This is a genomic window from Labilibacter marinus (assembly GCF_001659685.2).
In the GTDB taxonomy this organism is placed as follows: domain Bacteria; phylum Bacteroidota; class Bacteroidia; order Bacteroidales; family Marinilabiliaceae; genus Saccharicrinis; species Saccharicrinis marinus.
On sequence record NZ_LXYE02000030.1, the window covers coordinates 69,086 to 84,389 of the forward strand.

At 38.7% G+C, this 15,304-nt stretch carries 10 protein-coding genes; all 10 read left to right on the forward strand.

Annotated features, from left to right (window positions below):
• Positions 1-23 precede the first annotated feature (23 nt).
• The gene (locus A8L32_RS12735; protein WP_198931776.1) at positions 24-1,580 is read left to right on the forward strand and encodes a sulfatase family protein; all 1,557 of its coding nucleotides are present in this window, start codon (positions 24-26) and stop codon (positions 1,578-1,580) included.
• A gap of 47 nt (positions 1,581-1,627) precedes the next feature.
• On the forward strand, positions 1,628-2,929 hold the full coding sequence (locus A8L32_RS12740) for a Gfo/Idh/MocA family protein (RefSeq protein ID WP_066631069.1): 1,302 nt from the start codon (positions 1,628-1,630) through the stop codon (positions 2,927-2,929).
• 9 nt (positions 2,930-2,938) lie between these two features.
• Positions 2,939-3,727, forward strand: coding sequence for a 3-keto-disaccharide hydrolase (locus A8L32_RS12745; protein WP_066631070.1), 789 nt, complete (start codon positions 2,939-2,941; stop codon positions 3,725-3,727).
• Positions 3,728-4,310: 583 nt separating this feature from the next.
• A complete protein-coding gene (locus tag A8L32_RS12750) occupies positions 4,311-5,726 on the forward strand; it encodes an alpha/beta fold hydrolase (RefSeq protein ID WP_075590697.1) in 1,416 nt (471 codons plus the stop codon).
• A gap of 18 nt (positions 5,727-5,744) precedes the next feature.
• Complete coding sequence (locus A8L32_RS12755) at positions 5,745-7,394, forward strand: T9SS type A sorting domain-containing protein (RefSeq protein ID WP_075590698.1); 1,650 nt, start codon at positions 5,745-5,747, stop codon at positions 7,392-7,394.
• A gap of 8 nt (positions 7,395-7,402) precedes the next feature.
• A complete protein-coding gene (locus A8L32_RS12760; protein WP_066631072.1) occupies positions 7,403-8,704 on the forward strand; it encodes a Gfo/Idh/MocA family protein in 1,302 nt (433 codons plus the stop codon).
• Between the two features lie 171 nt (positions 8,705-8,875).
• Complete coding sequence (locus A8L32_RS12765; RefSeq protein ID WP_066631073.1) at positions 8,876-10,105, forward strand: SGNH/GDSL hydrolase family protein; 1,230 nt, start codon at positions 8,876-8,878, stop codon at positions 10,103-10,105.
• Between the two features lie 17 nt (positions 10,106-10,122).
• A complete protein-coding gene (locus A8L32_RS12770) occupies positions 10,123-11,586 on the forward strand; it encodes a sulfatase-like hydrolase/transferase (protein WP_066631075.1) in 1,464 nt (487 codons plus the stop codon).
• A gap of 4 nt (positions 11,587-11,590) precedes the next feature.
• Positions 11,591-13,699, forward strand: coding sequence for a glycosyl hydrolase 115 family protein (locus A8L32_RS12775; RefSeq protein WP_158027242.1), 2,109 nt, complete (start codon positions 11,591-11,593; stop codon positions 13,697-13,699).
• A 31-nt stretch (positions 13,700-13,730) separates the two neighbouring features.
• On the forward strand, positions 13,731-15,296 hold the full coding sequence (locus A8L32_RS12780) for a sialate O-acetylesterase (protein ID WP_066631222.1): 1,566 nt from the start codon (positions 13,731-13,733) through the stop codon (positions 15,294-15,296).
• Positions 15,297-15,304 lie beyond the last annotated feature (8 nt).

Here is a 15,304-nt window from a genome sequence, read left to right on the forward strand (position 1 = left end):
TAACTGTATTAAAATATACTACAATGGAATTTAATAAGATGAATACCATACTTCTTACACTTACTATAGCATTGAGTTCTGTCTGCGTAAGTTTTGCGCAAAACACAAAACAACCCAACGTCATCGTAATTTTAGCCGATGATCTTGGAACAGGGGATGTTTCGCATTATCAACGTTTACATAGTAACAACATTATCCTTGAAACGCCACATATTGATCAATTGGCAACTCAGGGAATGATATTTACCAATGCCCATTCTCCAGCTGCTTTGTGCGCAACTTCTCGCTACGCTATCATGACGGGAAATAGTTGTTATCGAAGCACAGAAGGATGGGGTGTTTGGGGCGGATATTCCAAACCTGTTATTCGTGATGAGCAAATGACTTTGGGGCGATTGATGAAACAAGCCGATTATAACACCGCATTTTTTGGTAAGTGGCACCTTGGTACAGGCTTTCCGCAAAAGGATAATCCAGAGCTTTTGTTTATCTCAAACAGACAAGAAAAAAGGAACCCTCGTGTACCTGTAGATATTACAAAAATCAAGATCGGACCAAAGCAGTTGGGTTTTGATTACAGTCTTTCGCTTCCTGCAGGAATTCAGAATGTACCTTACGCTATCTACGAAAATCATCAATGGCTTAAGCTTAGCGATAATTCAACCATAAAAGTAATTGATCAGGAATTTTACAATCGTCTGGGGGTTGACCATTTTAACAAACCGGGTTGGGGAGACTCCAATTGGAATCCAAGCGAAATGGGGCCTTTACTGGCTAAAAAAGGGGCGGAATATATTGCCAAACATGCTAAGCAGGAGAAACCATTTTTCATGTATTACTGCTCGCAAGCGGTACATACGCCACATGCTCCTCCAGCCGAAATTAATGGCGTGAAAATTAAAGGCTCTACTCCATCAAAACATTTAGATATGGTGAAGGAACTGGACGAACAAGTAGGCATGTTGGTAGATGAATTAAAGAAGCAAGGTATTTATGATAATACAGTCATCATTTTTACTTCTGACAATGGTGGTTTAGGACCAGATATCGTTCCGGATTCGTATAATGCTGGACACCAACCGAGCACCATTTATCGTGGCTCTAAAAACTTACCTTACGAAGGCGGGCATCGTGTGCCATTTATCGTTTCGTGGCCCAGCGAAATTAAAAAGAAACAATCTTGTGATAAGCCAATAATTGGTATGGATATTATGGCCACGCTAGCAGCTATAACCCAACAAAATATTGGAACATCAGTAGCGCAGGATTCACATAACTTAATGCCTGTTCTTAAAAACGAAAAAGGTGCTCAAACGCACGAATTCCTAATGATTCAAGGCGGTGCAGATAAAGAATATATCATCAACGATGAAGGCTGGAAACTGATTATGCAAGTCAATAAAAAAACGAAGGATTACTTGGATGCAGAACCCATCGGACTTTTTAATCTGAACGATAATCTTACAGAAGAAGAAAGTGGAAATTTTATCAACAACCCTGAATATAAGTCGAAAGTAGATGCTTTACTCAGTAAGTATAAAAAGACAATTAAGAGTCAGGTTTATTTAGGAAGTCATTAATGGTTAAAGAATAAGTAAGTCAAGTCTATTTAAAGAAATCTACAGTAATGAATAAAATTGACAGAAGAAAGTTTTTAAAAAATACGGGAATTGCAGCGGCTGGAGCTATTGCTGTTCCTACAATAATTCCAGCATGTGCTCGTGGCAAAAATGGACATACCGCTCCAAGTGATAGGATTGTGATGGCTGGAGTTGGTCTTAATGGAAAAGGTAACGGCAACATAAAAGCTCTTCTTAAGCAGAAAGGTGTTCAGTTTGTAGCTTTATGTGATTTAGATAAGGGTAAGTTAAAGCGCTCTCAGGAAGCCATGTGGGAGTATGCAAAAAATAAGGATGCCAAAGCATATACTGATTATAGAGAGTTATTAGCCAAGGAATCAATTGATGCGGTATGCATCGCTGTTCCTGATCATTGGCATGCACTTCTGTATAAAAGCTTTGCCGAAAATAAGATTGACATTTATGGTGAAAAACCTTTGGTTAGAAAAATAGAAGAAGGTAAACAAGTTGTTAAGGCGGTACGAGACAATAATATTATTTTTCAAACAGGTAGCCAGCAGCGAAGCATGAAACACTTTAGGCATGCTTGCGAATTGGTTGCGAATGGTGTACTTGGAAAAATTAAGCACATAGAAGTTGGTATTCCTGATATGAAAGAGGAGATTGGTATACCAGAAATTCAACAACCTCCTGCAGAGGTGGATTATAATTTTTGGGTAGGACCAGCTAAATTTCAAGAATACCGTGGCATATTGCATGGTCATTGGCGTTGGTTCAGAAACTATTCTGGCGGACAATTAACCGATTGGGTGGGTCATCATCTGGATATTGCCCTATGGTCGATGGAGCATAATAATGCTGGTCCGGTTGAGATTTCAGGAGAAGCAACTTTCCGGGACAATACTATTTACGATGTTGCCTATTCTTTCGATATTCAAATGAAAATGGCCAATGGCATTCCAGTAAGAATGTGCAGTGAATCAAAAACACCTCACAAACATGGTATTTGTTGGTATGGCGAAAATGGTTGGATTCATGCAAACCGCAAAGAAGGGTTAAAGGCTAGTAATCCTGATATTTTAAAAGAAGTTATCCCTGAAAATGGAATTCATTTGTACGAATCAAAAGGGCATGCAGGTAATTTTATTGAGTGTGTAAGGTCAAGAAAAGAACCTGTAGCTCCTGTAGAAGCAGGAAATCGTGCAATTACCGCAGGGCTATTGGGTGAGATAGCTTATATGACTGGAGAAACCTTGCATTGGAATCCTACAAAAGAAGAGCTCATTAACCCAAGTACTGCGGCATTGGCCTTAACCGATCGTAAATACAGAGAACCCTGGAAACTTTAATCTGATAATATGTTGAATAAAATTATAATACTACAAGCGCTGTTCTTCTTTTTTGTGCTATCAAGCACAGCACAAGAGATTCCCAAACTAATGGAGATGGAACACGAAATGACCGAAGTTTGGGAACCAGAAGTAAAAGTTATTACTCCTGGAGATAAATATGGAGATGCGCCTTCGGATGCCATTGTTTTGTTTGATGGAACTAACCTGGATGAGTGGGTTAATGAAAATGACAGTCTCCCACAATGGCCTGTGAAAAAGGGAGTGGTAACAGTTGTAAAAAGAGGGAAAGGTATTAAAGGGCCTGCCCTTATCAAAACCAAACGTAAATTTGGTTCGGTTCAACTGCATATAGAGTGGCGAACTCCTGCTAAAGTACATGGCGAAAGTCAGAAGAGAGGAAACAGCGGCGTGATATTTTGTGATGGACAATACGAGGTGCAAATATTGGATAGTTACAATAATCGCACCTACAAAAACGGTCAGGCTGCCAGTATTTACAAGCAATATGCTCCCTTAGTAAATGCCAGCAAAGGCCCAGGAGAATGGCAAACCTTTGATATCATTTTTAAGGCTCCTCATTTTAAGGAAGACGGCAGTTATTTGGTTCCTCCGGTTTTTACGGTTTTGCATAATGGCGTATTGGTGCAACATGCCGTAAAACTGCGTGGCCCTTGTGTATTTATTGGAATGCCAGAATATCAAATCAAAAAACATGGCAAAGGTTCTATTATACTTCAGAACCATGGTAAGCCCGTTAGTTATCGGAATATTTGGGTAAGGGAATTAACGCTTTAAGCGGAAGGACAAGATGAAGATTTGTGGTGGTTTTTGAATGTTAAGATAAGGTGGAGCGAAGTTAGATTGGTGGCTGAAATGAGCAAACGGAAGAAGTTGAATTTATATCAGTATTTTCCTAAGTATTCTTTTTCGTATTCTGTAGGTATTGTTAGGACTGGCCTCAGTCTGTGCACCATAAAACAAGGTTTATTTGAACGATAAAAATCGTTTTTGTTTGAGCATAGCGAGTTTAAATGATTTTCGTTCAATAACCGTAGTTTTATGAGTAAACAGGGTGCAGCCTTGAATTTCTTTGCTTCGTTTCTTGCTTCAAGGCAAGAAATGAAGTCGGGTTTGGGCGAAGCGCCAAATTGTATATTTAATTAGGACAACATTGTATTCATATCAATTGTAATATAAAATTAGCACGAAATATCAAGTTGTATAGTAAACGAATAGGTATTTCAAAAGGTGTAAATATTGATTTAACGGCAAATTACCAAAAGTACCATTTTAATACCCTGCATTAAAACCTGTTATTTTCCGTGTTTTTAATCAATTACTAAAATCTTTGTATAAACATCATAAATAAACCATATCAATGAAAACGATTATCTACATCCTGATTCTTTTTTGTGTTCCTGTAACCTTGCTCGGGCAAGAAAAAGAACCTAATTGGCATATGCCCGATTTGTCTGGAGAATTTAAAACGTGTGAGGAAGGAACATTTGTAGAATTGGAAGATTCTATTCCAATCCGTGGCACGCAATACCGAATTCGTGTACCCGAAAACTGGAACGGCACACTACTGAATGATTTGGATTATTATAAATCGGCCAATTCTCCACGTAACCTTAAGTTATTAGAAATGGGTTATGCCTTATCAGGCACGAAGCGTCGCCCTGGACGAATGAAAGCTTATGATCCAGCTCATGAAATACATGATTTAATCTCGGTGTTGGATATCTTTGAAGTTAACTTTGGCAAACCAGTGCATACAATTCAACTTGGGTGCTCAGGAGGTGGAACCGTAACCATTGCTATGGCCGAAATTCATCCCGACAGGATAGATGGCGCCATTGCTTTATGCGGTGCTACAAGTCCTTGGATGGCAAATACGCACTTAGATGCCATGTTTGTTTTAAAGGCTTTGTTAGCTCCCGAACTACCAATTGTTGATATTCCTCTTAGTGGAAAAGAAACAGAACGGATAACCTTAGCTTGGAAAAAGGTAGTTCAGGATGCACAACAAACTCCCGAAGGCCGTGCACGAATTGCTTTGGCCATAACAATTGGTCAGTGGCCCGCTTGGGGTGGAAAAGGACAAGCGCCCGTCCCAAATCCCGACTCTAACAATACGAAAGAGTTACAATTAAGCATGTATCATAGTCTACTTGGTCTACTTCCAAGTCGTGGTACTTTTGGAACAAGTATGATTGAACTGGCTGCTCCTGGTCAAGTAAAATCCAATACAGGCGTTGATTATTTAGCGTTTTTCGATAATGGCGATGAGCTGTATAAAAAAGCGGTTAAGGACTTGTATAAAGAAGCTGGCGTTAAGCTTGAAAATGACCTTAATAAAATAAACGCCACACCACGTATTAAGGCAGATGCTTCTGCAAAGCAATGGTGGAGCAAACCTGGACGCACGCATATTGGTGAGCCCAAAATACCATTTCTCCGCATGAGCACAAGTGGCGATGGTTTGGTGTATCCAGCCATGGTAAAAGGTTACGAAGATCTAGTTTCCGAAAAAGGATATTCAGAATTACTTAGAACTGCCTATGTAAAAAGATGGGGGCATTGCACTTTTACCGTGGGCGAGTGGTTGGCTGCCATTGAAACAATGATGCAAAGACTCGAATCGGGCACATGGCCAAGTACTGCACCCAAAGACATGAACAAACTTGCTAAAAAACTAGATGAAAATTCAAAAGCGGAATATTTCGACTATAGAACAGTGAAAAAATATAACCGTACGTGGTTGCCAAATATTAATGACTTTGTTGGTGAGTGAAATTAAAAAATGATGAATATGTTTTATACAAGATTATTATTAATACTGATTGCCGTTACACAATTTATGCAAGCAGAGGCAGAAACCAGAACGGCAGATGTAAACAATATTAGCCAGATTATTAGTTGGATGAAAGATGGAACAACAACCAAAATTATCTTCCCCGCTGGCACCTATAATTTCAACTCAACGATAAGTCTCGAAAATGACGATCTCATTTTGGAAGGTAGTGGAAAGGATGAAACAATTATTAGATTGAATGCTGTAAAGAACTCTCTTATTGATGCTAAAGGAAATAATGCAAGAATAAGTAAACTAACTTTGGATGGCGGCAAGAATCAAAAGACATGGGGAAATCCGATTTTCAGATTTAATAAAAGTAAAGGTCACCATTTTGAGGATGTGTTATTTACCAATTCCTTATGGATGGGTATTACAGGAATTACTGCTTATCCCACTGATGGATTACAACTGATACGTTGCGAATTTAGTAACATCGATTTAATGTGTTTGCAAATCTTTAATCGTAATACCAACAAGCGAGGAGGAGAAGTAATTGTAACGGTGGACAAGGTAATTATTGACGATTGTACTTTTCATGATGGATATGAAACAGCTGTATCATCAGATAATGGAAACGACCGCGAAGATAGTGGCGACGGGACAGGAAGAAGATACACTGAAAGTACAAGTTTGAGTGGAACGGAGATAACCAATTGTGTTTTTGGTAAGAGTAAGCAGTTTCATATTGCTATGGTACAAAGCAAAGATGTACTCATTCAAAACAATACCTTTTATGGTATGACGGATGACGCTGGTGGAGGTTGTCAACCTATCCACATGGAGCAGTTCACCCAAAATATCGAAATATATGATAACATCTTTTACATGGATAACACGGTGGAGCAGAAATACATGTATATTCATATAAATGGTACCGAAGGCCACAAGCGGGTTACACAGCAACAACCTAGTAATACTTATGCCACATGGACTTATAATGTCTTTGGTAGCAATGAACGTAGAGCTAATACCTCGTGTGCAAAAGAAGGGCATATTAATAAAGACTGTAAAAGAGATGTACATTCTTATGGCCCCCGAAATATTTATGTGGCGGGAAATACCTTTAATGAATCCACTAAAGTGAGTAGCTGTTTTAGTGCTAACGAAGGTGAAAACATTCAGATTGGAACTAAAAAAGATGGTACTGTATCCTTAAATAATTTTATAGGTGGAGATGCCAATACCATTAAAATTCATTTTGGTGGAAACGATGAAGGTACGGGTGATGTTCTCATAAAAGCGGGTCAAAACATTGTGGCTACCAACGTTGAAATTAAAGATGTGTATTTCGATTTACCTGCTGTCAGACTACAAAAACCTATTGTAATTGAGGCTAGATCCGACGTATCTGTCAATGAGCTAAATGGTGAGGGATTATTATTTTATCCAAACCCAACTTCTGGTTCATTATCTTTTAAAAGTGGGATAAACATTAAATCAGTTCAAATTGCAGATATGTCTGGTAGTATGCTGAAAAGTTACCATAGAGGTGATCTTAGGGATAACTTGTTGAAAATAGAAGGTTTAAAAGCCGGTATGTATGTGATCAATGTACAACTTAAAAGTGGAGAACAAACCTCCGAAAAGTTAATTGTTAAGAATTAGAAACAGTTATGGATAGGAGAAAATTTATAAAAAATATATCACTTACATCAGCTTCTGGTATTGTTGTACCTAGCATCATTTCATCGTCGGTATTGAGTGGATGCGGTCGAACTGCACCAAGTGATAAAATTAGGTTGGCACAGGTTGGGCTTGGAGGAATGGGCAACGGAAATACATCAAAGTTGGCCAGTCACGAAGGGGTTGAATTAGTTGCTCTTTGCGATATCGACAAAAATCGATTATCCGAGAGAATAGGAAAACTTCAGAAAAACGGAAAAAACAAAGGTATCAGACAATATACCGATTATCGTGAGTTACTTGATGATGGTGAAATAGATGCCGTAATGATTGCTGTTCCTGACCATTGGCATGCTAAGTTGTATACCGATTTTGCGGATGCTAAAATTGATATTTACGGAGAGAAACCTTTGGTTCGCAGAATAAGAGAAGGTAGAATTGTTTCTGATGCAGTTAGAAATAACAAAGTGGTGTTTCAAACCGGAAGTTGGCAACGTAGTACAGAGATTTTTATAAAAGCATGTGAATTAGTTAATAGTGGAGCTATTGGCGAGGTGAATCATTTAGATGTAGCGCTATTAAAAATGAATCGCAAAATAGGGATGCCTCCTATTATCGAGGTTCCTGCCGCAGTAAACTACGATTTATGGCAAGGTCCTGCTTCGGAGAAACCTTTTAGAGGAGTGTTGCATAAACATTGGCGCTGGCAACGTGAATATTCAGGAGGCACTTTAACCGATTGGGTAGGCCACCACTATGATATTGCAGCATGGTCGATGAATTTAGAATATACGGGCCCAGTAGAAATTGAAGGTTCTGCCAGCTTCTTAAAAGATGAGCTGTTCAATGCTCCCAGAAACTTTGAAATTAAGCTAAGGTTCAAGAATGATGTGACCATGCGTATTGCCGAGCACGACAAATTTGATAAAGGCATGGGAATATACTGGAGAGGCGATAAGGGGTGGATACATGTAGGCAGAGACGGTATTTCGGCAAGTGATGATAAAATACTTGAAACTCCTATTGCAAGTCATGTAACAAAGTTCCGACACAATAGTAAAACGCATCACTCCAATTTTATCGATTGCATTAAAACCAGAGAAAGACCGATTTCAGATGTTGAATCTGCTCATCGCGCTATCTCGGTAGGATTACTTGGCGAGATTGCATGTATCACCAACGAGAAACTAAAATGGAATCCTGATAAAGAAGAGCTTATCGGAGCATCAGCACAAGCCAATGCATTTTTGAGGTATGATTATAGAAAACCTTGGGCATTGAAAGGTTTGTAGCTTAATTGATTATTTAGATATGTATAATGGATTTTGCTGTTTTTCTAAAATTATTCATATCATAGAAAGACCCATGCAACCAACTTTCGGATGTAGAAAAGGGATTTGGGAGGTTGAGTAAAATCGATTCAAATAGTAGAGGATAATATTTTAATCTAGTAAAACACACCTATGAAATCATTAATTATTTCTCTAATAATATTAATAATAACTAATCTTAGCTCATTATCTGCTCAGTTATCAGAAAATACAAAACCATACAATTTTGATCCTACCAAAACAGAAGAGCTAAGAGTACGCGATGGTTTGCCCAACTTCTTTAAAAAGCTAAAAGCAGGCGAAGATGTTAAAATCGGGTACATTGGCGGAAGTATTACCAATGGCGGTTTGTGGAGAGCCAAATCTTTAGAATGGTTGAAGAGCGAGTACCCCAAAGCCAATATCACCCAAATAAATGCGGCTATTGGAGGAACAGGACCCGATTATGGTGCATGCAGAATTGATAATCATTTATTGGTTCATAAACCTGATATGGTTTTCATTGAGTACCGCGTAAATAACGGTGGAGCATATAAAGGACGAGCATTAGAAGGTCTTATTCCTCAAATCTGGAAACAAAATCCCAATACCGAAATTTGTATTGTTTATACCATTTCAAAAGGCATGATTGCTGATATTCAAAAAGGGAATCAGACCAATGCGGGTAAATTTATGGAGCCTGTTGCCAATCATTATGGTATTACATCTATCGAATTTGGATTGGAGGTTGTGAAATTATTAAACGATGATAAACTTGTTTTTCAAAAAGGAGATGCCCCGGCAGAAGGAAAGGTTTTATTTAGTAAGGATGGAACCCACCCTTTAGAAGCAGGACATGATATTTACAGAGATGTATTGGTAAGATCATTAAAGAAGATTGAAAACCATGGCACACCAGAACCTAATGTAATACCTGCCCCATCCCAAAAGAATATTTTCTCTGGTGCCTCATTGGTGCCGATCACAAAAGCTAAATTTTCTTCAAAATGGAAAAATGTTGATTTAGGTGGTGACATCCATATCAATGATGATTTAACAGACAAGAATGGTGGCAAAAAAACACTTTATGAGAGTGCTAAAAAATCCACAACTATTGGAGAAAGCTTTACCTTAAAGTGGGATGGTTTTATGTTGGGGCTCACAGCTAAACTAGAAGCCTTAGGAGATATTCAGCTGGAAGTAACAACGGATGGAGGTAAACCAAAACTGTTTGATTTGAAATCGAGAAATGGTAAGACACAAGAGAAATACATTTTTATGGATGAATTAGAAGTAGGTTCACATACCACTACCATAAAACTTGTAAAGCTAGCCTCTGGAAAAGAATTTCAAATAGGACAGTTTTTAGTTGTTAATGAATAGTCATAAATTGTTTAATTATGAATAGTGTAAGGAAATTCGCTATAATTATTGTGCCAATAATTATAAACATAACATCTTTTGCACAGCAAGCCTCACAGCCACCTGTAGTGAGCCAGCTTGCCCGGAGCGGAGTCCAAGGGAAACCAAACGTCATTTTAATTATGGCCGATGATGTGAGCTGGAATTGTTTCGGCGCTTATGGTGCAGAAGATTACAAAACTCCCAATATCGATGCATTAGCTTCTAAAGGTATTCGATTTGATCATTGCTATTCAACACCCATTTGTACGCCATCACGTGTAAAAATCATGACTGGCCAGTATAATTTCCGCAACTACACCCATTTCGGATACCTCAATCCGAAGGATAAAACCTTTGGCCATTTAATGCAAGATGCTGGTTACAAAACAGCCATAGCTGGTAAATGGCAATTAAACGGACTTTATAATGAATTAGAAGGCTGTTACGACAAAACAAGACCTCAAAAAGCAGGTTTTGATGAGTCGTGTTTATGGCAAGTAACTACCGGAAAAACAGGAGAGAATGGTGGAGAACGCTTTTGGAGTCCGCCTTTATTGCAAAACGGTAAGTTTCTAACCATAGAAGATAATAAAGGAAAGTATGGGCCAGATATTATGTCGGATTTTGTTTGTGACTTTATTGAAAAGAATAAAGAGGAACCCTTCTTTGTTTATTACCCTACCGTCATGGTACATTCTCCTTTTGTTCCTACTCCTGAAACAGTAGGAAACGGATCAAGATCACAAGAAGCGAATAAAACACCAAAAGATAAAATTGCCAAAAAAGCCAACTATGTGGCCATGGTCAATTATCTGGATAAGATAGTGGGTAAAATTGTTCATAAGGTTGATGACATCGGGCAGCTTGAAAATACCATAATCATGTTCACTTCTGATAATGGAACCGCATCAATTACTTCTTGTTGGAAAGGAAAAAACATAACTGGAGCTAAAGGCAGAACCGTGGATATGGGTACACATGTGCCATTGGTAACCTATTGGAAAGGTCATACGCCCAACGGCTTGGTGAGCGATGATTTAATTGATTTTACCGATTTTTATGCAACCATAGCCGATGCAGCTCAAATTCAATTGGGTGATGATGACCCTATTGACGGTCGTAGTTTTTATCCTCAACTGAAAAACAAAAAAGCAAATCCTCGTGATTGGGTTTTCTGGCAATATCAACCTTATTGGGGAAAATTTGAAGGTATTCAATTCGTGCGAAATCAGGAATACAAATTGTACGAAAAGGGGGCCTTATATCATGTGCCCAGCGATATTCATGAAAAACACGATTTAATAATGGAGAGCAATAATACTTCTGCGCAAAAAGCAAAAGTGGAATTGCAAAAAGTACTAGATACCGCACCTCCTGCTCCAATAGTTGTAGGTGCTAGAAATGCAAAGACAAGAACTGTATATCCTGATTGGAAGAATATTGTAAATCCAAATGATTAAAACGATGAGAAATAAATTAAGTATTTACGTTGTAATTCTACTGTTAATGGCCACTACGGTAGGTGCGAAAAACGTTAAGTTATATAATAATATTCGCATACATGATAAAACAGAATCGCAAGCGGTAGCTTATGCACGCAAAGCATTACAGCAAGATTTTCAACGAAAATTTGGAACTTCGGTATCGCAAGAATCCGCCATTGATATTGTTCTAAACATCGATAAGGATTGGAATGCCTTTGATAAATTCAAAATTGAAATAAATAGTGGAAAAATCAATTTTATCGGTTCCGATGAATTGGGCTTGCTTCATGGTATTTACACCTTTTCTGAGGATTATCTTGGCATCGACCCTTTTGTTTATTTCACGGATATTGTACCACAGCCTGTGTCTTCTATTCAAGTAAAGGCAGGTATTGTTACCTCAAAACCATATACCTATAAACACCGTGTGTTTTTTGTAAACGATGAAGACTTAATTGTGGGATTTCAGATGGAAAAATTGGAATATGGTTTCAATCTAGAGTTCATGGAGCATTTTTTTGAAACCATGTTGCGCCTTAAGATGACAGGAGTTATTCCTTCAACCTTAGTATTGGCCGATGAACCGCATCTTAAATTGGCTTCAGATATGGGTTTATATATTGCCCAGCATCATGCCGAACCTGTTGGAAGTGTGCCTTTGTATTGGCCAAAGAATATACCTTATTCATGGTCTACACACAAGGAGCATTTTGTGAAATTCTGGCGAGATGCCATCGAACGACAAAAAGGTGAAAATGTCATTTGGACACTTAATTTCAGAGGTTATCTCGATGGTGCTTTTTGGCATAACGACCCCAATGTTTCGCATGATAGTCCACTCGCTGAGAAAGCAAAAGTGGTGAATGAAGTGATACAAACTCAATACGATTTAATCAAAGAAATCACGGGTAACGAAACACCTTTGGTATGTGGTTATTTGTGGAGTGAATTGGGAGGTATGTATCGCGCGGGTTTACTAAAATATCCGCCGCAGACAATGATTCTATTCTCCGACCAGGGCTATGGTGAATTCCCTAAAGGCACATGGGAATCTGCAAAAAAGACGAATCTAGGCAAAGGCGTTTACCAGCATGTTTCCTATCACAACCGAAAAACACATCTACGCATTAACACTATTCACCCTGATATTCTACATCGGGAAATGGACTTGGCAATTAGTCATGGTCTTACAGATATGATTGTGCTAAATGTAGGCAATTTTAAAGAGAAGATATTCGGTGTGCAGCAAATGGTGAATTACATGAATGATTTCGATTCTTATAAAGAAAAACCTACTGGCGACTATTATTTCGATTGGTATGTTAACGACAAGTTTGATTCTAGTTCGCCTGCTATTATTCAAAGCTACAAAGACTTTTTTGCCAATCAATTCGATTTAGGAGACCCTGAACGAAAACCAGGAGATGAATGGTTTTTCTTTTACGTGGAGCAATTATTAAACATGGCCTACCAGAAGGAATTCGACGATAAATTTGTAAAGAAAGAATTTCCAGGCGATGGTCAAAAGGAGTTTCAGAAGCTAAAAGACTTTCATTCCAAAATGGATTTTATTCTTGATGCCTATGCGCAAATTTACCGTGCTACTGGGTCAAAATGGTCTGTTTCTGTACAACATACTTTAGATGCCAAGAGTGCATTGTCGGGTGGAAGATTGAATTTTTATAATGTGGATATGGCATTACCAACACAGAAAATGTTCCACTTAACCGCGATGGCTGCTGATTTCACGGAGTCTTTGAATTACTACCTCAACAAAGAATATCACAAGAGTCAATTGGCCGCTTATGCCGCTTTGGAACATGCCAAAAAAGCCAATGAAATTGAAACAAAAATAGAACAAAACGGCTCTGGTAAATTCAAAGATTGGTACCGTTGGGATGAAACAGCTTTAACCTATCGTATCGAAGAGGTGCTCGAAAACTACATGGCTCATGTGAAGGACCTCAAGTACTTCAACCTGGAATATAAAAACAGAAATAGTAAAACACCAGGCATCCAACATAAATATCAACCCTTCTTTGAAAGCGAATACCAAAAGGAGCTTATTTATATGGAGAATGCAAAGTAGTAGTACGAACATCAAGAAGAAAATCCTAAAAATGAAAAATTCGATTCTACATATAGCACTGATTTTACTGCTTAGTTTTAGTGCACAGGCAGAAGTAAAAGTGGCCAATGTTTTTGGTAGCAAAATGGTACTACAGCGCAATCAAGCGAACCCAGTTTGGGGTACAGCCGATAAAAAAGAAACTGTAAAAGTTTCGATTGCTGGGCAGGTACATACTACAACAACAGATAAAAACGGAAAGTGGAAAGTTAAACTCGATCCCATGAAAGCCGGGGGGCCTTTTACCATGACTGTCGAAGGCAAAAAAAACAAAATCACTTTTGAAGATATTCTGGTTGGCGAAGTATGGATCTGCACCGGGCAATCAAACATGCAATGGAGTGTAGAAAACTCGAATCATTCCGACTTAGAGTTGCTTGCAGCAGACTATACCGAAATCAGGTTGTTCACCATTCCTTTGGTTGGAAACCCAGAGCCACAATCAGAAATAAGAGATTCTTTATGGTATGCTTGCACATCTGAATCATTACCTAAGTTCTCAGCCGCAGGGTATTTCTTTGGTAAACAACTGCATAAAATATTGGGTGTTCCGGTAGGTTTGATAAATGCGTCGTGGGGAGCATCTTCCCTAGAAACATGGATTCCGCGTGATGCCATTGAAGAGAATTATGCGCATAAGGAGTTTTTGGAGGATTGGGATTGGCGCATCTCTCAATTTTCAGACCAAATGATTATTGATTACACCAAAGAATACAAAGCGTGGGAAGAAGCAGGGAAGCCAGGTAAGAAAATGCGTCCACCCAGAGATATTCGTATTGCACAAAACCGACCAGCCAATGGTTACAACGGAGTAATTCACCCTGTAGTAGGGTACGGAATTAGAGGTTCCATTTGGTGTCAGGGCGAAAGTAACCTTGGGCGTGGTGACCAGTATAGTGATTTATTTCCAATCATGATAAACGCTTGGAGAGAGCGATGGCAACAGGGCGACTTCCCGTTTTACTGGGTTCAAATTTCCAGCATGAAAGAACCCGATGTAGCGCCAAAGATTAGCTCGTGGGCTGAATTACGTGAAGCCATGTCTAAAACCCTTTCATTACCTAAAACTGGAGAAGTGATTTCAATGGATGTGGGAGAAGGCAACGACATTCACTACCGAAACAAACAGGAAATAGGTAAGCGTTTAGCGCGATTGGCTTTGGATGAAACCTATGGGTATGATATTGTTGGCAAAAGTCCGCGTTATCAATCCATGGAGATAAAAGGCAACAAAATCGTCATTACCTTTAAAAATGTGGATAAAGGCTTGTATGCATTCAATTCCAACACCATCAAAGGATTTGCCATTGCCAGCTCCGACCAGAAGTTTGTTTGGGCAGATGCTAAAATTATCAGCAAAAATCAGGTAGAGATATCATCCACTCAAATCAAAAATCCAGTGGCGGTTCGTTATGCCTGGTCTGATATGCCAGTTTGTAATTTGTACGACCGAAACAGTTTACCCGTGGCTTGTTTCAGAACCGACAAATGGCCCATTGCCTCTGAAGGCAAAATTAAAGCACAGTACCGATATCAATTCGATCACTCTAAAAAATAACATTGATA